Source organism: Luteimonas flava (assembly GCF_036584485.1).
Lineage (GTDB): Bacteria > Pseudomonadota > Gammaproteobacteria > Xanthomonadales > Xanthomonadaceae > Luteimonas > Luteimonas flava.
Window position 1 is genome coordinate 695,702 of record NZ_JAZHBM010000002.1, and the last position, 23,230, is coordinate 718,931.

16 protein-coding genes are annotated in these 23,230 nt (G+C 67.8%); 11 read left to right on the forward strand and 5 right to left on the reverse strand.

Going from position 1 to position 23,230, the window contains the following annotated elements:
• Nucleotides 1–19: 19 nt before the first annotated feature.
• The 7 genes from V3391_RS10215 to V3391_RS10245 all read left to right on the forward strand — a co-directional run bounded on the left by V3391_RS10215 (nt 20) and on the right by V3391_RS10245 (nt 8,704).
• Complete coding sequence (locus tag V3391_RS10215) at nt 20–1,630, forward strand: family 43 glycosylhydrolase (RefSeq protein ID WP_425497250.1); 1,611 nt, start codon at nt 20–22, stop codon at nt 1,628–1,630.
• 95 nt (nt 1,631–1,725) lie between these two features.
• A complete protein-coding gene (locus V3391_RS10220) occupies nt 1,726–2,778 on the forward strand; it encodes a LacI family DNA-binding transcriptional regulator (RefSeq protein ID WP_332078303.1) in 1,053 nt (350 codons plus the stop codon).
• Between the two features lie 511 nt (nt 2,779–3,289).
• Nucleotides 3,290–4,138 carry a 5-dehydro-4-deoxy-D-glucuronate isomerase gene (gene kduI / locus V3391_RS10225; protein WP_332078304.1) on the forward strand — a complete coding sequence of 283 codons (849 nt, stop codon included), beginning with the start codon at nt 3,290–3,292 and terminating at the stop codon, nt 4,136–4,138.
• Nucleotides 4,139–4,184: 46 nt separating this feature from the next.
• Nucleotides 4,185–4,940, forward strand: coding sequence for a 2-dehydro-3-deoxy-D-gluconate 5-dehydrogenase KduD (gene kduD, locus V3391_RS10230; protein ID WP_101925695.1), 756 nt, complete (start codon nt 4,185–4,187; stop codon nt 4,938–4,940).
• A gap of 82 nt (nt 4,941–5,022) precedes the next feature.
• Complete coding sequence (locus tag V3391_RS10235; RefSeq protein WP_332078305.1) at nt 5,023–5,661, forward strand: RpiB/LacA/LacB family sugar-phosphate isomerase; 639 nt, start codon at nt 5,023–5,025, stop codon at nt 5,659–5,661.
• A gap of 87 nt (nt 5,662–5,748) precedes the next feature.
• Nucleotides 5,749–6,858: a GDSL-type esterase/lipase family protein gene (locus V3391_RS10240; RefSeq protein WP_332078306.1), complete on the forward strand. Its 1,110-nt coding sequence runs from the start codon at nt 5,749–5,751 to the stop codon at nt 6,856–6,858.
• Nucleotides 6,859–7,132: 274 nt separating this feature from the next.
• Nucleotides 7,133–8,704, forward strand: a complete 1,572-nt coding sequence (locus V3391_RS10245) for an SDR family oxidoreductase (RefSeq protein WP_332078307.1) — start codon at nt 7,133–7,135, stop codon at nt 8,702–8,704.
• A gap of 22 nt (nt 8,705–8,726) precedes the next feature.
• On the opposite strand, the gene V3391_RS10250 is transcribed toward V3391_RS10245, so the two are convergent.
• On the reverse strand, nt 8,727–8,984 hold the full coding sequence (locus V3391_RS10250) for a hypothetical protein (RefSeq protein ID WP_332078308.1): 258 nt from the start codon (nt 8,982–8,984) through the stop codon (nt 8,727–8,729).
• Between the two features lie 62 nt (nt 8,985–9,046).
• Here V3391_RS10250 and V3391_RS10255 point away from each other — a divergent pair, with 62 nt between their 5' ends.
• Both V3391_RS10255 and V3391_RS10260 read left to right on the forward strand, forming a co-directional pair.
• Entirely contained in the window at nt 9,047–9,823 is a 777-nt protein-coding gene (locus V3391_RS10255; RefSeq protein WP_159677844.1) for an SDR family oxidoreductase, read from the forward strand.
• Nucleotides 9,813–10,307 carry a methyltransferase family protein gene (locus V3391_RS10260; protein WP_332078309.1) on the forward strand — a complete coding sequence of 165 codons (495 nt, stop codon included), beginning with the start codon at nt 9,813–9,815 and terminating at the stop codon, nt 10,305–10,307. The genes V3391_RS10255 and V3391_RS10260 overlap by 11 nt, the downstream gene beginning before the upstream one ends.
• Here V3391_RS10260 and V3391_RS10265 read toward each other — a convergent pair.
• Both V3391_RS10265 and V3391_RS10270 read right to left on the reverse strand, forming a co-directional pair.
• Entirely contained in the window at nt 10,304–10,951 is a 648-nt protein-coding gene (locus tag V3391_RS10265) for a hypothetical protein (RefSeq protein ID WP_332078310.1), read from the reverse strand. The two genes, V3391_RS10260 and V3391_RS10265, sit on opposite strands and share 4 nt — an antisense overlap.
• A complete protein-coding gene (locus V3391_RS10270) occupies nt 10,948–11,640 on the reverse strand; it encodes a DUF4124 domain-containing protein (protein WP_332078311.1) in 693 nt (230 codons plus the stop codon). Before V3391_RS10270 ends, V3391_RS10265 begins: the two co-directional genes overlap by 4 nt.
• Before the next feature lie 625 nt (nt 11,641–12,265).
• On the opposite strand from V3391_RS10270, the gene V3391_RS10275 reads away from it, so the two are divergent.
• The gene (locus tag V3391_RS10275; RefSeq protein WP_332078312.1) at nt 12,266–15,313 is read left to right on the forward strand and encodes a TonB-dependent receptor; all 3,048 of its coding nucleotides are present in this window, start codon (nt 12,266–12,268) and stop codon (nt 15,311–15,313) included.
• 86 nt (nt 15,314–15,399) lie between these two features.
• Nucleotides 15,400–16,914, forward strand: coding sequence for a tryptophan halogenase family protein (locus tag V3391_RS10280; RefSeq protein WP_332078313.1), 1,515 nt, complete (start codon nt 15,400–15,402; stop codon nt 16,912–16,914).
• A 274-nt stretch (nt 16,915–17,188) separates the two neighbouring features.
• On the opposite strand, the gene V3391_RS10285 is transcribed toward V3391_RS10280, so the two are convergent.
• Together V3391_RS10285 and gltB are read right to left on the reverse strand one after the other, a co-directional pair.
• Nucleotides 17,189–18,670 (reverse strand): FAD-dependent oxidoreductase, encoded by a 1,482-nt coding sequence (locus tag V3391_RS10285; RefSeq protein WP_425497237.1) that lies wholly within the window; start codon nt 18,668–18,670, stop codon nt 17,189–17,191.
• Nucleotides 18,670–23,136, reverse strand: a complete 4,467-nt coding sequence (gltB, locus tag V3391_RS10290) for a glutamate synthase large subunit (protein ID WP_332078314.1) — start codon at nt 23,134–23,136, stop codon at nt 18,670–18,672. Before gltB ends, V3391_RS10285 begins: the two co-directional genes overlap by 1 nt.
• Nucleotides 23,137–23,230: the final 94 nt, after the last annotated feature.

Below are 23,230 nucleotides of genomic sequence, written 5' to 3' on the forward strand. Positions count from 1 at the left end.
GTTGCTGATGTCGCGATCGATGTTGCGTGCCCCCGTTCTCGCTGCCTGCTGTGTGGCCGGCCTGTCGTTCGCCACGGCTGCATTCGCTGCGTCACCCGCCAGTGGCGGGTCGGAATCGTCTCCCTGGGCCCGCGGCATCGAAAACCAGCGCCAGGCCGATCTCGGTGACGGCACCTTCCTCAATCCGGTGTTCGCGGGCGATCGCCCCGATCCGTCGGTGCTCAAGGACGGCGACGACTACTACCTCACGCTGTCCTCGTTCGATGCCTATCCCGGCCTGCCGCTGTGGCATTCGCGCGATCTGGTGAACTGGCAGCCGCTGGGGCATGCGATCACGAAGAACGTCGGCTCGATCTGGGCGCCGGACATCATCAAGCACGGCGAGCGCTACTACATCTATTTCCCCGCCCGCACCGGCGGCACCGAAGGCAGCGAGCGCAGCAATTACGTGGTCTGGGCCGACGACATCAAGGGGCCGTGGAGCGAGCCGGTCGACATCGGCCTCGGCCGTTACATCGATCCCGGCCACGCGGTCGGCGAGGACGGCAAGCGCTATCTGTTCCTCAGTGGCGGCGCGTACGTGCAGCTGTCCGATGACGGCCTGCGCGTCGTCGGCGAGCCCAAGCACGTCTACGACGGCTGGCAGTACCCGGAAGAGTGGGATGTCGAGGCTTACGCGCAGGAAGGCCCGAAGATCAACTTCCGCGACGGCTGGTACTACATGACGACCGCCGTCGGCGGTACGGCCGGCCCGCCGACCGGCCACATGGTGATCACCGCTCGCGCGCGTTCGATCCACGGTCCGTGGGAGAACTCGCCGCACAACCCGATCGTGCGCACCGTGGATCGCAGCGAGCCGTGGTGGTCGCGGGGCCACGCGACCATCGTCGAAGGCACCGACGACCGCTGGTGGATGATCTATCACGGCTACGAGAACGGGTACTGGACGCTCGGCCGCCAGGCGCTGCTCGAGCCGATCGAGTGGACCGACGACGGCTGGTTCGTCGCCAGGGGGGGCGATCTCGGCCAGCCGCTGGCCAAGCCGGCCGGCGAGTCGGTCGGCCAGCACGGCATGCCGCTGTCGGACGATTTCAGCGGCAGCACCCTGGGCGCGCAGTGGTCTTTCTACAACCCGACGCAGACCGAGTACGCGCGCCTGGGCTTCGGGGACGGCACCTTGTCTCTGCAGGGCAAGGGTACGCAACCGCGCGACAGCTCGCCGCTGACGGTGATCGCCGGCGACAAGTCCTACGAATTCCAGGTGGAGATGGAGATCGAGCCCGGCGCGCAGGGCGGAGCGCTGCTGTTCTACAGCGACAAGCTCTACGTCGGCGTCGGCAGCAACGGCGAGCGCTTCATCATGCATCGCTACGGCGAAGAGCGGCCCAGCCAGATCGCGCCCAGCGCAACTGGCGGAAAGCTGTGGATGCGGGTCAGGAACGACCGGCACATCGTCACCATCCACACCAGCACCGACGGCGAAAGCTGGACCAAGTACCCGGTGCAGATGGAGATCTCGGGGTATCACCACAACGTGGCCGGCCGCTTCCTCGCGGTGAAGCCGGCGATCTACGCCGCCGGCGACGGCAAGGTGCATTTCCGGAACTTCCAGTACCGCGCGCTCGACTGAGCGGGCTTCGCTGCACCGGAGCGTCGTCGACGCGGCGCTCCGGGATCTGCCGCTAGAATGGAAACCGCGCGACAACCCGACGGACGGAACGACCGATGCCCGCAGCGAAGAAGACCCCGAAGGCAGCGGTGCCGACCGACCTGAAACGCCCGGCGACGATCAACGACATCGCCCGGCTCGCCGGCGTGTCGAAGAAGACCGTGTCGCGGATCATCAACCACTCGCCGCTGGTCCGTCAGGACACGCGCGAGAAGGTCGAGACGCTGATGCGCGAGGTCGGCTACTCGCCCGATCCGCTGGCGCGTGGACTCGCGTTCCGCCGCTCGTTCCTGATCGGCATGGTCTACGACAATCCCACCGCGCAGTTCATCGTCAACATGCAGTACGGCGCGCTGGATTCGCTGCGTGGATCGGGCTTCGAGCTGGTGGTGCATCCCTGCGACAGCCGCAGTCCCGACTACGTCGACGGCGTGCGCCGCTTCGTGCAGCAGCAGAAACTGCACGGCGTGATGCTGGTGCCGCGCGTGTCGGAAGATCCGGCGCTGGCGGCGATGCTCGATTCGATCGGCGTGCGTTACGTGCGCATTGCCGCCGTGTCGATGGACAAGCCCGAACGCATGGTGGTCACGCACGATCACGACGGCGCCGCAGAAGTGGCCGATTACCTGCAGTCGCTGGGCCATCGCGACATCGCCCTGATCACCGGCCCGCGCGATTACCGCTCGTCGATCGAACGCACCGGCGGCTTCCTGTCGGCGCTGCAGAAGCGCGGCATCGACCTGCCGAAGTCGCGTGTCGTCGAAGCCGGCTACACGTTCGAATCCGGCGTCGCCGCGGCGGAAAAGCTGCTGTCGGCGAAGAAGCGTCCGACCGCGATCTTCTGCGGCAACGACGAGATGGCCGCCGGCGTCTATCGCGTCGCGATGCGCGACGGCATCAATGTGCCACGCGACCTGTCGGTGGTCGGCTACGACGACAGCCCGCTGGCGACGCGTCTGTGGCCGCCGTTGACGTCGGTCCGCCGTGACACCCGCGACACCGGTCGCATCGCCGCGGCGATGCTGATCCAGCCCGAAGACGGCCCCCGGCCACTGGCCAGCGTGCGTCCGCATCTGATCCTGCGGGATTCCTGCCAGCCTCCGAAGTAAGACGCTGTCTGCCGCCGACGGCGGCAGACGCCAGTGCCGCTCTCTACGAGAGAGGGGAGGACCGGCTGCGAAGCAGGCGGTGGGGTGAGGGCCTCTTGCTTCGGTTCGGCCCACAGCCTCGTGCACGGTATCTGAGCTGAGGCCGTGCGTTCAGAGCCAAAGGCCACCCGGAATTGAACGCCCTCATTCCGGCGCAGGCCGGAATCCAGCGACTTTGACCAACTGAACGGTTACGCGTGCTTGTGGATGCGCACGAGGGCTGGCCGAGACGGTCCAGCGTGGGGCGCGCCGTCCGCGGTCTTGGTTAAAGCCACTGGATTCCGGCCTTCGCCGGAATGACAGGAAAGAAACAGCGCGCGCCGAGCTACGCCATCGCTCGGCAACCGATGGAAGTCCGGACCCATGCCGCGCCGCGGAATGACACCGGTTACCGGACATCATAGAATGGCTGTCCGCGCAGAGCCCGGCGCCGTGCCGTGGTGACCGTGCGCCGTCCCGTCCGGAGCCCGCCATGTACCAGAAGACCTATCACGCGACCCACCCCGGTGTGATGCAGGGCATCGACAACGACGCGCTGCGCGATCTGTATCTGCTCGACGGCCTGTTCGTCGACGACGCGATCCGGTTGAGCTACACGCACTACGAGCGCTTCGTCATCGGTGGGGCATCGCCGGTCGCAGGACCGCTGTCGTTGCCGGCGCAGACCGAACCCGCCTCCGCCGCCGGGCGTCCGTTCCTCGAGCGTCGCGAGCTGGGCATCGTCAATGTCGGTGCAGGTGCCGGTACGGTGACCGTCGACGGCACCGCGTATGCACTCGCGCCGAAGGATGGCCTCTACGTGCCGATGGGCAGCGCCGAGGTCGTGTTCGCGTCCGACGACGCGTCCGCGCCGGCGAAGTTCTACTTCGCCTCGACGCCCGCGCATGCGCGTTTCGAAACGAAGAAGATCTCGATCGCCGACGCGGTGCCGCTCGAGCGCGGGTCGCTCGAAACCAGCAACGAACGCACGATCTACCAGTACATCGTGCCGGCGACGTGCCAGTCCTCGCAGCTGCTGCTGGGCCTGACGATCCTCAAGCCGGGCAGTGTCTGGAACACGATGCCACCGCATCTGCACGACCGGCGCAGCGAGGTCTATTTCTACTTCGATCTCGGCGACGCCGACCGCGTCTACCACTTCATGGGCGAGCCGCACGCGCAACGCCACATCGTGGTCCGGAACAACGAGGCCGTCGTGTCGCCGCCGTGGTCGATCCACATGGGCGCCGGCACGTCGAACTACTGCTTCATCTGGGCGATGGGCGGCGAGAACCTCGACTACACCGACATGCACGTGCTGGACATCTGCCAGCTCAAGTAACCGGCCGCACGTGGCCACCACCCGTATCGCAACAGGGAGCAACGCAATGACGAATCCGTTCAGTCTCGAAGGCAAGGTCGCGCTGGTCACCGGCGCCAACACCGGCCTGGGGCAGGGCATCGCAGTGGCACTGGCGGAAGCCGGCGCCGACATCGCCGCTGCAGGCATCAGCCCGCCGACCGAGACCGAAGCCAAGGTCAAGGCGCTGGGCCGCAGGTTCGTGTCGATCGAAGCCAACCTGACCAGCATCGAGCCGGTCGCGCGTCTGCTCAAGGAAACGCTCGACGGCCTCGGTGGCGTCGACATCCTGGTCAACAACGCCGGCCTGATCCGCCGCGCCGACGCGGTCGATTTCAGCGAGCAGGACTGGGACGACGTCATGAACGTCAACATCAAGTCCGCGTTCTTCCTGTCGCAGGCCGTCGGCCGCCACTTCATCGCGCAGGGCAGCGGCAAGATCATCAACATCGCGTCGATGCTGTCGTTCCAGGGCGGCATCCGCGTGCCGTCGTACACGGCCAGCAAGTCGGGCATCGCCGGCATCACCCGCCTGCTCGCCAACGAATGGGCCGGCAAGGGCGTCAACATCAACGCCATCGCGCCGGGCTACATGGCGACCGACAACACCGCGCAGCTGCGCGCCGACGAGGCCCGCAACAAGTCGATCCTCGATCGCATCCCGGCCGCGCGCTGGGGCGAGCCTTCGGATCTCGGCGGCACGGCGGTGTTCCTCGCCAGCCGCGCGTCCGATTACGTCAACGGCGCGGTGATTCCGGTCGACGGCGGCTGGCTCGCGCGCTGATCCACGCACGTTTTCCGGCAGGTCCGTCCTATCGGCCGGCCTGTCGTTTCTTTCCCCTTCGAACACGCAAGAGAGACACGCAATGAAAATCGCACTGATGCAGGAATTCAGCCAGGCCGCCAAGAACCCGGTCGTGCTGGAGCAGCTCAACACCGTCGCCGCGGACAAGGGCCACACGGTCTTCAACGTCGGCATGGACGGCGACAACGACCACCGCCTGACCTACATCCACCTCGGCATCTGCGCTTCGCTGCTGCTGAACGCGAAGGCCGTCGATTTCGTCGTCGCCGGTTGCGGCACGGGCCAGGGCGCGCTGATGTCGCTCAATGCATGGCCGGGCGTGTACTGCGGCTACTGCATCGAGCCGACCGACGCGTTCCTGTTCGCGCAGGTCAACAACGGCAACGCGCTGGCACTGCCGTTCGCCAAGGGCTACGGCTGGGGCGCGGAAATCAACATCCGCTACATCTTCGAGAAGGCGTTCGACGGCGAGCGCGGCCAGGGCTACCCGGCCGAGCGCAAGGAATCGCAGATGACCAACGCCGGCATCCTCGCCGACGTCAAGAAGGGCGCGTCGAAGGATTTCGTCGAAGGCCTGAAGGCGATCGACCAGGAGCTGGTGAAGCAGGCCGTCGGCGGCGAGCGCTTCCAGAAGGCGTTCTTCGACAACGCCCAGGACGAGGCCATCGTCGCCTACGTCAAGGGTGTGCTGGGCAAGTAAGCCCCGCCCGACACCGTTGCACGACGCAGGCCGCCGCCCAGGTGCGGCGGCCTGCGGTTCAACCCGGATTCCTCGCGGAGCGCCCGCATGCTGAAACGTCTGTTGTCGCTGCTGCTGTCGGGTGTCGCGGGCACCGCATTCGCCGCATCGCCCGCACCGCATCGCGTCTTCATCGCCGGTGATTCCACCGCGGCGACCTACGGCGCCGAGCGCGCGCCACAGGCCGGCTGGGGCCAGAAATTTCCTGACTGGACCGCCGACGGCTGGGATGTGCGCAACCATGCCGTGGGCGGACGCAGCACGCGCAGCTTCATCGACGAAGGCCGACTCGACGCGATCGCCGGCGAGATCGGCGCAGGCGACTTCCTGCTGATCCAGTTCGGCCACAACGATGCCAAGCGCGAGGACGCCACGCGCTATACCGATCCCGCGACCGCCTACCCGCAGCTGCTGCAGCGTTATGTCGAGGTCGCCCGCACACACGGCGCCACGCCGATCCTGATCACCCCGGTCGCGCGACTGCTCTACGACTTCCGTTCGCTGGTCGACACCCATGGCCGCTACACGCTGGCGATGCAGGCCCTGGCGGAACGCGAAGGCGTTGCGCTGATCGATCTCAACGCCACGTCCAGCGACTGGATCCGCGCGCACGGCGAAGACGGCGCCAGGCCCTATTTCATGTTCACGCAGGGCAGGACCGACGGCACGCATTTCAGCGAGGCCGGCGCCGATGTCGTCGCCTGTCTCGTCGCCGCCGGCTGGCGCGGCATCGATGCCGATGCGCCGGTCAAGGCCGTGACGGCCGCCGAGTGCAACGCCTTGTCTGCGCCGGCCGCAGTGCCGGTGTCGCCCTCGGTGGTCGTGCAGGAGCGCGATATCGCGATCGAACAGCCAAGCCCGCACGAGGGCCTCGGCACGACAACGGCGTATCCGTTCTTCTCCGACGCCACCGGCTTCGACCTGATCTTCCGCAAGCGCGCGTTCCATCCCGGCGCGACGATCGGCGACCACGTCAACGACAAGGACGAGATCTACTACGTGCTGTCGGGCCGTGGCCGCTTGACCCTGAACGACACCGTCCGCGAGGTCGGGCCGGGTGACGCGATCCTGACCCGCAACGGCGACCGCCACGCGCTGGACCAGATCGGCGACGAGGCACTGGTGATCTTCATCGTGTATCAGCCGGTGAAGCGCTGACCGATCCGCTGACGGGGCGCGGCCTGCCGCGGGCACCGGCATGACGAAACGGACCGCGGCGGCGGTCCGATGGCACAGCCCCCGCTGATCGGCGAAAATAGGGCCGTCGCTGATCCCGAACGATCGGCGGCACGGCCACACACCAGGCGCCTCGCGCCACTGTCGTGACCGCTCCACGCCCGCGACGGCCGACCCGCCGATGCACCGCATGCTTTCCCCCGCTCGACATCGGCGCCCCGCGTCCGACACGTCGCGCACGCCCACGGACACGCTCTTGAATTCGACCTCCGCTCCGCTTCCGTCCGCCGACGCCGACGACTCCCTGCCGCAGCGCGCCCGTATCGCATTCGAACTGCTCGAGGCGATCCGCGACGACCGCCGCGTGCTCGAAGCGCTGCCCGACGAAGACCGCATCCGCCTGCTGCAGGCGGTCGCGCTGGTGCACCACCCGGAGCCGCGCGCGCGTCGCAAGCAGGCCAAGGAAGCATTGCGCGAAGCCAACCGCGAGAAGGTGCGGCGCACCGAGGCGCTGCTCGACCAGACCGGCATCCGCGTGCTGCGCAGCAAACCGGTGTTCACCACGCCGAACTATTTCCCGCCGCAGCCGCCCGGCCAGCACGATCCGCGCAACGCCGCGCCGGAGGAACCCCGGTTCGCCGAATCGCCGGAGCTGCTGCACTGCTACGTCTGCAAGCAGAAGTACACGCAGATCCATCATTTCTACGACCAGCTGTGCCCGACCTGCGCGGCGCTGAACTTCGTCAAGCGCACCGAGACCGCCGACCTCACCGGGCGCGTCGCGCTGCTGACCGGCGGCCGGGTCAAGATCGGGTATCAGGCCGGTCTGAAGCTGCTGCGCGCGGGCTGTTCGCTGATCGTCACCACGCGGTTTCCGCGCGACTCCGCGCAGCGCTACGCGCAGGAGCCGGATTTCGGCGAGTGGGGCCATCGGCTGGAAGTGTTCGGCCTCGACCTGCGCCACACGCCCAGCGTCGAAGCGTTCTGCGCCGAACTCGTCGCCACGCGCGACCGGCTCGACTTCATCGTCAACAACGCCTGCCAGACCGTGCGTCGCCCACCGGCGTTCTACGCGCACATGATGGCCGGCGAGACCGCCGCACTGCACGAGTTGCCCGAACACGTGCGCAAGCTCGTCGGCGGCTACGAGGGCCTGCGCGCGGCCGATCTGCTGCCGGGCGGCAGCCAGTCGCTGGTCGAGAGCAGCGCGGGGCGCGCCGGGCTCGCGCGCGCGGCGGAACTGTCGCAGGTGCCGCTGCTCGCCGACGAGCTGGTCGGCCAGGCGCATCTGTTTCCGGAAGGCCGCGTCGACAAGGATCTGCAGCAGGTCGATCTGCGTGGGCGCAACTCATGGCGCCTGCAGATGGACGAAGTGCCGGCGGTCGAGCTGCTGGAAACGCAGCTGGTCAATGCGGTCGCGCCCTTCATCCTCAACGCGCGTCTGAAGACGTTGATGACGCGCAGTCCCGAGCGCGACAAGCACATTGTCAACGTGTCCGCGGTCGAGGGGCAGTTCTACCGCAACTTCAAGACCACCAAGCATCCGCACACCAACATGGCAAAGGCCGCGCTCAACATGATGACGCGCACCTCGGCCGCGGATTACCACGGCGACGGCATCCACATGAACGCCGTCGACACCGGCTGGGTGACCGACGAGGATCCGGTGGAGATCGCCGAGCGCAAGATCGTCGAGGAACGCTTCCATCCGCCGCTCGACATCGTCGACGGTGCGGCGCGCATCGTCGATCCGATCATCGACGGCATCAACACCGGCACCCACGTCTGGGGCCAGTTCCTCAAGGACTACAGGCCGACGGACTGGTGAGCCGTCGCAGCGCCGGTGCGCCTCAGCCGCCGGCGTCCTCGATCGCCTTGCGTTGACGCGCCGCATCGGCATCGACCGCGGCCTGCGCCGCGCGTGCGTCGTCGAGCGGTTTCTGCATCGCGTCGCGCAACTGCGTGGCCTGCGGTTCGGCCGGTTTTTCCGTCGGCTCGTTCGGCGGCGGCGTACACGCCGCGCAGCCGAGCAGCAGCAGCGCAGCGATGCCGACGCGGGCGCGGTGATGGATGCGGACGAGATGCGGAACCATGCGTTGACTGGACATGCGGCACTCCGACGGGCGGGCTCGGCGCTATCCTAACGCCGACGCAGATTGGGGGAATGTCGATGGATCCGCACCGCTGGCGCCTGGATGGACAACTGGCCCTCGTCACCGGCGGCAGCGCCGGTATCGGCCGCGCGATCGCGCGCGAACTGACCGGCTTCGGCGCGACGGTGCTGATCGTCGGCCGCAACGGCGACGCGCTGGAATCGACGCGCGACGAACTGCTCGAGGAATTTCCGCAGGCCGACGTCCGCGCGATGATCGCCGACGTCGTCGACGAGGAGCAGCGCCGCGAAATCCTCGACTGGGTCGAGGACCAGGGCGACGGCCTCGACATCCTGGTCAACAACGCCGGCGGCAACCTCAGCCGCGCGGCGAACGACTATGCCGAAGACGAATGGCGCGAGATCTTCGAGGTCAACGTGTTCAGCGCCTTCGAACTCGCGCGTTACGCGCATCCGCTGCTGGCGAGTCGCGGCAGCTCGGCGATCGTCAACGTCGGCAGCGTGTCGGGCATCACCCACGTGCGCAGCGGCGCGCCCTACGGCATGAGCAAGGCGGCGCTGCACCAGATGACCCGCAACCTCGCGGTCGAGTGGGCCGAGGACGGCATCCGCGTCAACGCGGTGGCGCCGTGGTACATCCGCACGCGGCGCACCTCGGGTCCGCTGTCGGATCCCGACTATCTCGACGACGTGCTGCTGCGCACGCCGATGGGGCGCATCGGCGAACCGGAAGAAGTCGCGGCGGCAGTTGCCTTCCTGTGCTTGCCGGCCTCGGCCTACATCACCGGCGAATGCATCGCAGTCGACGGGGGATTCCTGCGCCATGGTTTCTGAGCCGATGGACGTCGCGCCGCGCGCGCCCCTGCTGGTGCGCAGCACGTCGCCGGTGCAGTGCATCCTGGCGTTTGCAGCAGGCGCCGGCCTGCAGCACGCGTTCGGTCTGCCGCTGGCGCCGGAAGACAGCCGCGCCGCACTGCATCTGCTGGGGACGGTGCTGGCCGACGCCGGCCTGGTGCTCGCCGTCTGGGCCTTCGCGCTGTTCGCGCGGCGCAGGACCACGATCATCCCTGCGCATACGCCGGCGCGACTGATTGTGCGCGGCCCGTTCCGGTGGACGCGCAATCCGATCTACCTGGCCCAGGTGCTGGCCTACATCGGACTGGCCCTGATGCTGGATCTGCCCTGGGCGCTGTTGCTGCTGCCGTTGCCCGTGCTGGCCCTGCAGTACGCGATCATCCCGTTCGAGGAAGCGCGACTGCGCGCGTGTTTCGGCGCCGATTACGAGCGCTATCGGACGTCCGTCCCGCGCTGGCTCTAGTCGGCTGCGGGCGCGATGCCCGCGCCCCGGCCACACGTGCTGTCGCGCCAGGTGGTGAACAGCTGCTCGTATTCCAGACGCAGCGGATCCTGCGCGCGGCCCTGCGCATAGCGCCAGCGGAACTCCGCTTCGCGCACGCGGGTTTCCCAAGTGCTGCACAGCGCGTCGGCCGGGACCGCCTCGCAGACATCCGCGACCTGCTCGCAGGCCTGGCCCGCTGCCATGCCGGGCAGTCCGCCGATGCCGACGGTCTGCATCGGCCGGCAGCGCAGGGGCGGGGTGTCGTCCTCGCGCCAATAGGTGCTGTTGTCGAAGACGCGGCAGGCGAACAGTGCGGGCGGCGGCTCGGGCGCGTCGTCGTCCTCGCGCGGCGTCACCGGTTCGGCGGCGGGCAGGCGCGAGATCAGCGGCACCTGCGGCGCGGCGACCGGCGTCGCGGGCGGCGACACGAAGGCGGGCATCGGCGCGGCCATTTCCACCACGCGGCGTTCCTGCATATGGCCGGCGGGGCAGGCGGTGCCGTTCTGGAACGTCACCGCGCCGGCCGGATCGGTGCAGCGGTAGATCACCGTGGTCACCGCCTCGCTGCCGCCACTCGCCAGCGCGCACGCGAGCGCGACGGCTCCCACAGCCCTGCGGTTCACCGGTCGCAATCCTGCGACAGACGGGTGTTGATGGTCTGTTCTTCGTTCGTCAGCTGGCTGCGTTCGGTCGGCTGCGCGTTGAAGAAGCGGCGGCGGATCTCTTCGCGACGATTGACCAGCAGGCTGCAGACTTCGCCCTGTGGCATCTGCCGGCATTCGTCGCGGATCCAGGTACCCGCGCCGTAGTAGCCGCCGCGCGCGCGCGGACGTGTGTCGACACTGGAATCGACTTCGATGCTGCCGCGTCCGTCGCCGGCCTCGACACGCGCCGACGGTCCACGTCGCGCCGGCCCGTAGCCCAGTGTCCACAGCGGCACCCAGCGTGGATTGCCCTCCGACGAATCGCTGGTGTAGCTGCTGCCATCGGGGCGCACGCAGCGGTACATCGGCTGCGGTGGACGCATCACGATCACCTGCGGCGCCGGCGGATCGACGACGGCCGCGGTGGGTCCGCTCGCGCGCGGCGGCAGTGGCGTGCCGTCGACGGGGCGCAGCATGTTGCGCACTTCCTGCGTCGCGCCGTCCGCGCAGGGCGAGTCGCGCAGGGCGACGCGGCCACTCGCGTCGGTGCAGCGGTAGACGGTGACCTGCGGCGGCGTGTCCGCCATGACCGACGGTGCCGCCGCGCTGGCGAGGGTCGCCAGCAGCGTCGTCGCGAGGAAACTGCGGAAGCGGGGTCGTGGGTACATGGCCCCATCATGGGACGTTGAAAGCGCTGCGGAAACCCGCAGCTTCTTGAATGGGGACCAGTAATTCAGGGGACGCATACACGACGTGCGCACGCCATCGGATTCCGCCGTGCTGCATTGCGGGATGTAACCGCTTTCAATGGGTGTTAGCGTCCGCCTCACTGACGAGGGCGGACGTTCGAATGAGCGCGGGGGCGGTCGGATACGGGGACCATGCGGCAGCAGGCCGCCGGGCAGGTTCGGCCTTTCCGGCCCCGATGATCGTCCTCGTAGACGGCGACGCGGCGCGGGATTACGATGCGCGCCGACCCGCCCCACCACGCCCCCTCCTGACCCGAGGCCGCGCGGTTGACGCAGGCGCCGGCGCCCGCCGCGACCCGTGCCCCAGCATGGACCGCGACCAGGCGCGATCGGTAGGACGCCGATCCGGCCAGGAAGTGGATGCAACCCGGCATCCGCGCTCCGTCCCGTCGACATACAGGTCCATTCCCGCTTCCGAAGCACCGGCGAAGACTGGTGCGCGGTTGCGCGTGGGCGTGCCGCAAGTGCTGTGCCGCTGTGCCGTTGTCCCGACCCCACAACAACAATTCGAATCACGTAACGGAAATCCCTCGGAGGGGATGCCATGAAAGCCAACCGCACCTCGCGTGCCCCCAAGCCCAGTCTGCTCGCGTGCGCGCTGCTGGGGTGTCTCGTCGTCGCGACGCCCGTGCTCGCCCAGTCCAGCAGCGCCACGCTGCGCGGCCAGGTGTCCTCCCAGGCGGGTGCGGAAGCCGGAACCACGGTGTCCGCCACCAACATCGCCACCGGCGCGACCCGAAGCGTGCAGACCAATGCCAACGGCAGCTACACGCTGGGTGGCCTGCCGCCGGGCACGTACCGGGTCGAAGCCGGCGGTGCATCGCAGACGGTGACGCTGACGGTCGCCTCCACCTCGACGTTGAACCTCTCGGGCACCACCACGGAGACGCCGACCCAGGGTGCCGTGACGGACATCGGAACGGTGAACGTCACCGCGCCGGTGCTGCGCGAGGTCAAGACCTCGGAAGTGGGCAACACCATTTCCCTGCGCCAGATCCAGCAGCTGCCGCAGGCTACGCGCAACTTCCTCGAGTTCGCGGACGTCGTGCCGGGCATGGTCTTCGAGATCGACGGCAACGGAAACACCAAGCTGCGTGGCGGCGCCTCGAACGCGAGCGCCGGCAACCTGTACATCGATGGCGTGGGCCAGAAGAGCTACGTGCGCAGCGGCGGCATCGCCGGCCAGGCGGACACGCAGGGCAACCCGTTCCCGCAGCTCGCCGTCGGCGAGTACAAGGTCATCACGTCGAACTACAAGGCCGAGTACGGCCAGATCAGCGGCGCGGCCATCACTGCGGCGACCAAGTCGGGCACCAACGAGTTCGAAGGCGAAGTCTTCTACCGCTTCACCGATCAGGATCTGCGCGAAGAACGTCCCGACGAGGCGACGAGCGGCAAGATCGATTCGCAGACCAAGGAATACGGCTTCGCCCTCGGCGGCCCGATCCTGCAGGACCGTCTGCACTTCTTCGTTGCCTATGAGGGCAAGGAGAACATCGTTCCCAAGAGCATCCAGGCGGATCCCAGCGCGCTGCCGTTCGTCGGTCTGCTGCCGGCCAATCTCTCCAGCCAGTACGGCGCGGCCAACATGCCGTTCGAGCAGGACCTGGTCTTCGGCAAGCTGACCTTCGAGGCCGGTGAGAACGACCGCATCGAGCTCAGCACGCTCTATCGCGACGAAACCCAGACCGCGAACGTCGGCGGCATCAACAATCTCGAGCAGGCCACCGAGAAGCTCAACACCGACAAGCGCACCAACCTGCGCTGGCAGCACTACTCCGACAACTGGATCAACGAACTGGTCGTCGGCACCGAAGATTCGTCCAACAATCCCAGCGCGACCAGCCTGGGCAACGGCATCGTCTACAAGGTCCTGCCGCCGCGCCCCAATTCGACTGACGTCGACGAGTACGCCTTCCTCGCCACCGGTCCGGCCGGCGGTCTGAGCGTGCAGAACAAGAGCCAGAAGGGCTGGTTTCTGCAGAACGCGCTGACCTTCACCAGCTTCGACTGGCACGGCGACCACACCGTCAAGATGGGCTTCAACTACAAGGACGTGGAACTGACCTCGCAGGACGCGGCGTCGGTCAATCCGCAGTTCTCGTATGAGGTCGATGCCGCAGGTGTCGCAGCCACGCCGTACCGCGTCGACTTCGTCGCGCCGTACGACACACCCGGTCAGCGGGCGACCGTGGTCTCGCCGTCCAAGCAGTACGGCATCTTCATCCAGGACGACTGGGCGGTGACCGACAAGCTGCTGATCAACCTGGGTATCCGCTACGACTACGAAGACACGCCGGCCTACACAGACTTCGTGACCTCGCAGGGCATCGTCGACGCACTCTACGGCGACGATCCGGACCTGCCGGGCCAGCAGCCGTGGGCGAACCGCCTGCTGCCCAGCGGCATCGACATCGCCGACTACATCAGCACCGGCAACAACCGTGACAACTTCAAGGATGCGTGGGCGCCGCGGTTCGGCTTCTCGTACGACTTCCTGGGTGACGAGACGGCCGTGCTGCACGGCGGCGCTGCGCGTTCGTACGACCGCAACCTGTTCGAGCAGCTCGCGCTGGAAACCAGCAAGGCTGCGTTGTCGCCCGTCGCCGTGTACTTCGAGGACCCGGCGACCGGCCAGTGTTATCGCGCGGACCGCGTCTGCGTGCCGTTCGACCAGCGTTATCTGGGCGGCATCGACCAGCTCAACACGATTCCGGGCGTCAGCGGCAGCGCGGAGCTCTTCTTGTTCGACAACGAGATCAAGACGCCCTACAGCGACCAGTTCAGCATCGGCATCAGCAACCAGGTCGGCGAGTGGCTGACCGACGCGACCTTCCAGCGCGTGCTGAGCTACGACGGCTTCGCGATGTCGTTGATCAACCGCTATCCGGATGGCTCGTACTTCCAGAACGGCAATGTGCCGTGGGGTGAGCCGGTGCCCGGCTACCAGAACACGATCATCGGCTCGAACGGTCTGGAGCAGCGCAGCAGCCAGATCCTGCTGTCTGCCGAGCGTCCGTACACCGAGGAATCGGGTTGGGGCCTCAACCTGGCCTACACGCACACCAGCGCACGCCAGAACCGCAACATCGACGAGGCGTTCGCGTTCGACAAGGCAACGATCCGCGACTACCCGTTCGTGAAGTCGAACGCGGCGTCGGCGCATCGTTTCGTCGCGTCCGGCTCGATCGACGGCCCGTGGGACATCACCTTCGGCGCGAAGATCGTGCTGGCGACGCCCGAGCCGATCAACACGATCGCCTGCTTCGGTTTCACTGATCCCGATGGCGCGACCTGCCAGCAGGTCGGTGTGACGCCGCCGGGCGCGGGCAAGTTCATCTTCGGTGGCGACATCTGGGGCTACCGCACGGTCGACTTCCAGGCCAGCAAGGACTTCACCGTGGCTGGCAACTTCAAGCTGTCGACGCGCGTGAACCTGCTCAACGCGTTCGACTTCAAGAACTACTCGTCCTATGCCTACAACGGCTTCGGCAGCAACGGCCGCTTCAATCCGGACATCACGATCAACACGACGGGCGATATCCTGTACGTGCCGCGTACGGTGACCTTCGAGGTCGGCCTGAAGTTCTGACGCAGTCCATCGCGTTCGCGTGACCACGACGGGACCTGCGGGTCCCGTCGTGCTGTGTGTCTTCGCCATCGCAACAGGAGACCGGAATGGAACGTCTGCAACGCATCGTCATCGTCGGCGGCGGGACCGCGGGCTGGATGACCGCAGCCGCGCTCGCGCGCGTGCTCGGGCCCGGTTACGACATCGCGCTGGTCGAGTCGGAACAGATCGGCACCGTCGGTGTCGGCGAAGCGACCGTGCCGCACATCAAGGCGTTCAACCAGTTGCTGCGCATCGACGAAGCCGATTTCGTGCGCAGCACGCAGGGCAGCTTCAAGCTCGGCATCGAGTTCGTCGACTGGCTCGATGTCGGCGAACGCTACATCCACGGCTTCGGCAGCGAGATCGGGCATCCGCTCGGGCTGTTGCCGTTCCACCAGTACTGGCTGAAAGCACGGCATGCCGGACGCGCGGGGCCGCTCGGCGATTACACGCTCAACACGCTGGCCGCGCAGCGCGGCCGCTTCATGGTGTCGGCGACCGACGTGCCGGCGGGTTCGCCGCTCGGCAACATCGCCTACGCCTACCACTTCGATGCCGGGCTCTACGCGCGGTATCTGCGCAGCTATGCCGAACAGCGCGGCGTGCGCCGGCACGAGGGCATGATCGACCACGTGGCGCAGGATCCCGAGAGCGGCTTCGTCACCTCGGTGCGGCTGCAGGACGGCACCGTGCTCGACGGCGATCTGTTCGTCGACTGTTCCGGTTTCCGCGGTCTGCTGATCGAGCAGACGCTCGAGACCGGATACCACGATTTCACCCACTGGCTGCCCTGCGATCGCGCGCTGGCCGTGCCGACCGCGAACGTGGGACCACCCGCACCGTTCACGCGCGCGACCGCGCGTCCGGCCGGCTGGCAGTGGCGCATTCCGCTGCAGCACCGCACCGGCAACGGCTACGTCTATTCCAGTGCGCACGTCAGCGACGACGAGGCCGCGGCCACGCTACTGGCGAATCTGGAGGGCGAGGCGCTGGGCGATCCGCGTCCGCTGCGGTTCGTCACCGGCCGCCGCAAACAGTGCTGGAACCGCAACGTGGTCGCGATCGGACTGTCGAGCGGATTCCTGGAACCGCTGGAGTCGACCAGCATCCATCTGATCCAGTCGGGTATCTCGAAGCTGCTCGAACTGCTGCCGCGGGACGGCTTCAATCCGGTGCTCGCCGAGCGCTACAACGCGCAGCTGGCGTTCGAGTTCGAGCGCATCCGCGATTTCATCGTGCTGCACTACAAGGCGACGCGTCGCGACGACACGCCGTTCTGGCGTCAGTGCCGGACGATGGACGTGCCCGCGGAGCTGCAAGGCGTCATCGATCTGTTCCGCGACAGCGGCCGGTTCTTCCGCAATGCCAGCGAGATGTTCGCCGAGATCAGCTGGGTGCAGGTGATGATCGGGCAGGGCATCGTGCCGCAGCGCTGGCATCCGCTGGTCGACAAGGTGCCGGACGCGGAAGTGCATCGTTTCATCGACAGCATCGGCCGCACGCTCAACGCCTGCGTGGATGCGATGCCGCCGCACCAGGCGTTCATCGACCGGCACTGCAAGGCGACGCCGCCGGTGTGATCCGCGCTTCCGTCGTTTGAGGTGCGCCCGTCCGCGCCGATCCCGCGTGCACGGCGTATCGCCAGCGTGCGGAATCCGCACCTTCCCCCGCTTGCGGGGGAAGGCTGGGATGGGGGCGAACCGTGCGCGCCGGCTCGAATGCATCGGGCGTGGACTTGCCGTCCAAGCCGCCTATTTCTGGGTGTATCGCGATCAGGCCGTTTGCCCCCACCCAAGCCCTCCCCCGCATGCGGGGGAGGGCTTGGTCACCAGAGCCTGACGCGGCCGCGACCCCTCAGATCGCGTCGAGCGCCGCCTTGGCGGGCTGCGCGGCCTTGCGCAACATCCGCGCGATGCTCGCTGCGGCGTCGCGGCCTTCCTGCACGGCGGTGACGACGAGATCGGCGCCGCGCACCGCATCGCCACCGGCGAACAGCTTCGGATGGGCCGTCTGGTAGGGCAGGCGACGCTCACCGCCCACGCCGATGCGGCCGTTGCCCCTGGCTTCGACGCCGTGCGTGGTGAGCCACTCGGGCACCACCGGCGAAAAGCCGAAGGCGATGATCACGACGTCCGCGTCGAGCAATGATTCCGTGCCGTCGATCGGCACCGCGGCGCGGCGGCCGTTCGCATCCGGCTCGCCGAGCTTCGTCTCGACCACGCGCACGCCGGCGACGTCACCGGCGTCGTTGGCGTCGACGCCCAGCGGCTGGCGGTTGAACAGGAAGCGCACGCCTTCCTCGCGCGCGTTGCCGACTTCGCGCGCCGAGCCGGGCATGTTGGCTTCGTCGCGCCGGTACGCGCAGGTCACGCTGGCCGCGCCCAGGCGCACCGCGGACCGCACGCAGTCCATGCCGGTATCGCCGCCGCCGAGCACGACGACGCGCTTGCCTTCGAGGTTCGGCAGCGTCAGCGAGGTTTCCCAGCCGGCGACCGGGCGGCCCCAGGTATCGCCGCCGGTGACGATGCGGCCGTTGTGCACGAGGAAGGGCAGGGCCGGCAGCACGCCGGGCAGATCCTGGCCGGGCAGGCCACCATCGGTGTAGCGGTAGGCGCCGGTGCCGACGAACACCGCATCGAATTCTTCGAGCAGGCTGTCGATCGCGACGTCCTTGCCGATCTCGACGCCGAGGCGGAACTCCACGCCCATGCCTTCGAGCACCGTGCGGCGCGTCGCGATCACCGACTTGTCGAGCTTGAAACTCGGGATGCCGAACTGCAGCAGACCGCCGATCTGCTCGTAGCGGTCATAGACGACCGCCGCGATGCCGGCACGCGCCAGCCGGTCCGCGCACGACAGGCCCGCAGGCCCGGCGCCGATCACCGCCACGCGCTGGCCGGTCGGCAAGACCTTCGACAGATCCGGCCGCCAGCCCTGCGCGAACGCGGTGTCGACGATGTATTTCTCGACCGCGCCGATGGTCACCGCACCGAAGCCGTCGTCGAGTGTGCACGCGCCTTCGCACAGGCGGTCCTGCGGGCACACGCGGCCGCACATCTCGGGCAGCGGATTGGTTTCGTGGCACAGCGCCGCGGCTTCGAGCACGCGGCCTTCCTGCACCAGCTTCAGCCAGTTCGGAATGTAGTTGTGCACCGGACACTTGGCTTCGCAGTACGGGTTGCCGCAGTCGAGGCAGCGGTCCGCCTGATGGGCGGCCTCGCGGTCTTCGAAACTGCCGTAGAGCTCGTTCCAGTCGCCATCGGTGCGCAGGGGGAGCGGTACCTTGTCGGGCATCTCGCGCGGTTCATTGAGGAACCGGAACACGTCGCGCTTCATCAGGCAGCCCTCCTCAGATCTTCCGCGAGTGCTTCGAGACTCGCGGCCTTCGGCTTGACCAGCCAGAACTTGCCGACGAAATCGCGGAACTCGTCGAGGATGCGTCCGCTCCACGCGCTGCCGGTCAGGCGGGCGTGGGTCTCGATCAGATCGCGCAGGTGCGAGCGGTAATTGTCGAAGGCCTCGGGCGTGACGCGCAGGATGTCGATCAGTTCGTGGTTGTAGCGGTCGACGAAATCGCGATCGAGATCGAGCACGTAGGCGATGCCGCCGGTGAAGCCGGCACCGAAGTTCAGGCCGATGCGGCCGAGCACCGCGACCGCGCCGCCGGTCATGTATTCGCAGCAGTGATCGCCCGCGCCTTCGATGACCGCGACCGCGCCCGAGTTGCGCACGCCGAAGCGTTCGCCCGCGCGACCCGCGGCATAGACTTCGCCGCCGGTCGCGCCGTACAGGCAGGTGTTGCCGAGGATCGGCGTATTGCGCGATTCGAACACGCTGCCCGCGGGTGGGCGCAGCACGATGCGGCCGCCGGCCATGCCCTTGCCGACGTAGTCGTTGGCTTCGCCTTCGAGATCGATGTGCAGGCCCCCGGCGTTGAACGCGCCGAGGCTCTGCCCGGCGGTGCCGCGCAGGCGCAGCGTGACCGGGCGATCGCCCATGGCGGTGTTGCCGTGATGACGCGCGATCAGGCCCGACAGACGCGTGCCGATGCTGCGGTCGGTGTTGCGGATCTCGAAGTCGAACTCGCCGCCGTCACCGCGTTCGATCGCCTTCGACACGCGCGCATCGAGCGCGGCGGCCAGACCGTCGGGCGGTGACTGCAGCGCCGGTGTGCCGCAGTACGACAGCGGCTTGTCCGGATCGCGGCGCAGCAGCATCGACAGGTCGATGTCGACCGCGTCGCGGGTGTGGCGCAGGTGCTGTTCGAGCAGATCGGTGCGGCCGACGATCTCGTCGAGCGAGCGCATGCCGAGCGCAGCCAGATGCTCGCGCACGTCCTCGGCGACGTTGCGGAAGAACGTCTCCACGCGCTCGGGCAGACCCTTGTAGTGGTTCGCGCGCAGGCGCTCGTCCTGCGTGGCCACGCCGGTCGCGCAATTGTTGAGATGGCAGATGCGCAGGTACTTGCAGCCCAGCGCGATCATCGGCGCGGTGCCGAAGCCGAACGTGTCGGCGCCCAGCATCGCGGCCTTGATGACGTCGAGACCGGTCTTCAGGCCGCCGTCGGTCTGCAGCAACACCTGGCCGCGCATGTCGTTGAACTGCAGCGCTTGGCGCGCTTCCGACAGGCCGAGTTCCCACGGCGCACCGGCGTAGCGGATCGAGCCGAGCGGGCTCGCACCGGTGCCGCCGTCATGGCCGGAAATCGTGATCAGATCCGCGCCGGCCTTGACCACGCCGGCGGCGATCGTGCCGACCCCCGCGTGGCTGACCAGCTTCACCGAGATCAGCGCGTCGGGATTGACCTGGCGCAGATCGAAGATCAGCTGCGCGAGATCCTCGATCGAGTAGATGTCGTGATGCGGCGGCGGCGAGATCAGGCCGATGCCGGGCTTGGCGTAGCGCAGGCGCGCGATCAGCGGATTGACCTTGCTCCCGGGCAGCTGGCCGCCTTCGCCGGGCTTGGCGCCCTGTGCGACCTTGATCTGCAGGACCTCGGCATTGATCAGGTATTCCGGCGTGACGCCGAAACGCCCCGACGCGATCTGCTTGATCTTGCTGCGGCGCTCAGATCCATAGCGCTCGGGATCCTCGCCCCCTTCGCCGGAATTGCTGCGGCCGCCGAGACGGTTCATCGCGATCGCCAGCGCTTCGTGCGCCTCGGGCGACAACGCGCCGAGACTCATCGCCGCCGAATCGAAGCGGCGCACGATCGACGCCACCGGTTCCACGTCGTCGATGGAGATCGGCGTCGCGGCCTTCGGGCGCAGCAGATCGCGCAGTGCGGCAGGCGGTCGCGTGTCGACGAAATCCGAATAGCGCTTCCAGTCGTCGCGTTCGCCGGTCAGCACCGCGCGCTGCAGCGAGGTCACCACGTCCGGATTGAACTGGTGGTACTCGCCGCCGTGCACGTAATGCAGCAGGCCGCCCGGCTCGGGCAGCGCGGCATCGTCCCAGCCCTGTTCGGCGAGATGGCGCGCGTCGGCTTCCAGGCGCGCGAAGCCGGCGCCGCCGATGCGCGACGGGGTCGCTTCGAAGCAGAGGTCGACGACTTCCGGCGCCAGGCCGACGATCTCGAACAGCTGCGCGCCGCGATAGCTGGCGATGCTGCCGATGCCCATCTTGGACATGATCTTCAGCAGGCCCTTGCGGATGCCGCGGCGGTAGCTGCGGCCGAGCTGCAGATGTTCGTTGCCGACCTTGGTCGCCAGCACGCCACGGCGACCGAGCGCATGCAGGGTCTGGAACGCGAGATAGGGATAGACCGCTGTCGCGCCGAACCCGATCAGGCAGGCGAAGTGGTGCGGGTCGCGCGCGGTGCCGGTTTCGATGACCAGATTGACGTCGCAGCGCAGGCCCGCGCGCACCAGATGCAGATGGATCGCACCGGTCGCCAGCAGCGCGTGCACGGGCACGGTGCCGCGCTTGGGGTAGCGGTCGCTGAGCAACAGGATCTCGACACCCGCGCGCGTCGCGGCTTCGGCCTCGGCGCACAGGCGATGCAATGCGCCTTCGAGCGTTTCGGTATCGGCGTCGAAGTACATATCCAGCAGCAGGTTCGATTCGGCGAACCGCGGCAGCGCCAGCAGCTGGCGCAACTTGCGCTGCGACAGCACCGGCGAGTTCAGCAGCACGTGGTGCACGTTCTCGGCGCGGTCGAGAAAGATGTTGCCTTCGCGGCCGATCTGCGTGGACAGCGTCATGACCGCGCCTTCGCGCAGCGGATCGATCGGCGGATTGGTGACCTGCGCGAACGCCTGGCGGAAACAGTCGTAGAGCGGGCGCACGCGCTGGCTGATCGCGGCCATCGGCACGTCGTCGCCCATCGAGCCGATGCCTTCCTGCTCGGTCTCGGCCAAAGGCCGCAGCACCGATTCCTGTTCCTCGCGCGTGAGCTGGAACAGCTTCTGGAACGCGAGCAGGGTGTCGGGCGCGAACGGTTCCGCGGCGAGCGCGGGATCGATCAGTTCGGTGTGCAGATAGCTCATGCCGCGCTTGAGCCACTGCTTGTACGGCGCGCGCGCGCGATTGACCTCGTCGATCGCGTCGTTGTCGAGCAGGGTGCCGGTGGTGAGATCGATCGCGATCATCTCGCCCGGGCCCAGCTTGCCCTTGGCCTTGACGCGCTCGGGCGCGACGTCCCAGACGCCGGCCTCCGACGCGATGACGAAGATGCCGTCCTGCGACAGCGTCCAGCGCGCGGGGCGCAGGCCGTTGCGGTCGAGCGTGCACGCGGCATGGCGGCCGTCGCACATCACCACGCCGGCCGGACCGTCCCACGGCTCGGAATTGATCGCGTAGTACTCGTAGAACGCGGCGAGATCGGCGTCCTTGTACTCCAGCGACTGCGTGGCCGGCGGCATCAGGATGCGCATCGCCTGCAGCAGATCCATGCCGCCGAGCAGCATCCACTCGAGCATGTTGTCGAGCGTCTGCGAATCCGAGCCGTGCATGGTCACGGTTTCTTCGAACTCGCCGATGTCGAGCTGCGGCGACGCCCACACACCGCGTCGCGCCTGCGCCCAGCGCCGGTTGCCTTCGATGCTGTTGATCTCGCCGTTGTGCGCCAGGCGCCGGAACGGATGCGCCAGCGGCCAGCGCGGCAGCGTGTTGGTCGAAAATCGCTGATGGAATACGACGGTCTTGGCCGCGAGATCTTCGCGCGCGAGATCCGGGAACAGCTGGGTCAGATGGCTCGGCAGCACCATGCCCTTGTAGCCGAGCAGGCCGGGGGTGAGGCCGACCACGTAGAAATCCTCGTGCGCGCGCAGCGCCTGTTCGGCACGACGGCGGGCGAGGTAGAGCGCACGTTCGAAGGCCTGCGCGTCGTCGCCGTCGGCGATCACGAACACCTGCTCGATGCGCGGCTTCGAAGTGCGCGCGAGTGCGCCCAGCGCCGCATCGTCGAGCGGCACCTCGCGCCAGCCGGCGACGCGCACGTCGACATCACGCAGCAGCTGCGTGAGCGTCTCGCGGCACTGCGCTGCGGCGTCGGCTTCGTCCGGCAGGAACACCATGCCGGACGCACGGCGTGCGCCGTCGAACGCGAAGCCGGCTTCGGCCGCGAGCGTGTCGACGAACGCGTCGGCGGCGTAGAGCAGCACGCCGCAGCCATCACCCGAGAGGCCATCGGCGGCGATGCCGCCTCGATGGGCCATGCGCGACAGCGCCTGCAGCGCACCGTCCACGATCTCGCGCGAGGCGTCGCCGCCGATCGTCGAAATCAGGCCGAAACCGCAGGCATCGCGTTCGTCAGCGGGGTCGTAAAGACCCCGATCCGGGAGTTCCCGCATCGTCGTCATCGCAGTCCGTGGAGAGGTGCATGGCCGGCGCGGGGATCGGAGCGCCAAGGTCCTTGCATCGCGACAACGCGTCCACACCGGGTCACGACTAGAG

Bases quoted from the DNA above. Each gene is read 5' to 3' on its own strand.
- V3391_RS10215 (WP_425497250.1), top strand. From the start codon at position 20: ATGTTGCGTGCCCCCGTTCTCGCTGCCTGCTGTGTGGCCGGCCTGTCG.
- V3391_RS10220 (WP_332078303.1), top strand. From the start codon at position 1,726: ATGCCCGCAGCGAAGAAGACCCCGAAGGCAGCGGTGCCGACCGACCTG.
- kduI (WP_332078304.1), top strand. From the start codon at position 3,290: ATGTACCAGAAGACCTATCACGCGACCCACCCCGGTGTGATGCAGGGC.
- kduD (WP_101925695.1), top strand. From the start codon at position 4,185: ATGACGAATCCGTTCAGTCTCGAAGGCAAGGTCGCGCTGGTCACCGGC.
- V3391_RS10235 (WP_332078305.1), top strand. From the start codon at position 5,023: ATGAAAATCGCACTGATGCAGGAATTCAGCCAGGCCGCCAAGAACCCG.
- V3391_RS10240 (WP_332078306.1), top strand. From the start codon at position 5,749: ATGCTGAAACGTCTGTTGTCGCTGCTGCTGTCGGGTGTCGCGGGCACC.
- V3391_RS10250 (WP_332078308.1), bottom strand. From the start codon at position 8,984: ATGTCCAGTCAACGCATGGTTCCGCATCTCGTCCGCATCCATCACCGC.
- V3391_RS10255 (WP_159677844.1), top strand. From the start codon at position 9,047: ATGGATCCGCACCGCTGGCGCCTGGATGGACAACTGGCCCTCGTCACC.
- V3391_RS10260 (WP_332078309.1), top strand. From the start codon at position 9,813: ATGGTTTCTGAGCCGATGGACGTCGCGCCGCGCGCGCCCCTGCTGGTG.
- V3391_RS10270 (WP_332078311.1), bottom strand. From the start codon at position 11,640: ATGTACCCACGACCCCGCTTCCGCAGTTTCCTCGCGACGACGCTGCTG.
- V3391_RS10275 (WP_332078312.1), top strand. From the start codon at position 12,266: ATGAAAGCCAACCGCACCTCGCGTGCCCCCAAGCCCAGTCTGCTCGCG.
- V3391_RS10280 (WP_332078313.1), top strand. From the start codon at position 15,400: ATGGAACGTCTGCAACGCATCGTCATCGTCGGCGGCGGGACCGCGGGC.
- V3391_RS10285 (WP_425497237.1), bottom strand. From the start codon at position 18,670: ATGAAGCGCGACGTGTTCCGGTTCCTCAATGAACCGCGCGAGATGCCC.
- gltB (WP_332078314.1), bottom strand. From the start codon at position 23,136: ATGACGACGATGCGGGAACTCCCGGATCGGGGTCTTTACGACCCCGCT.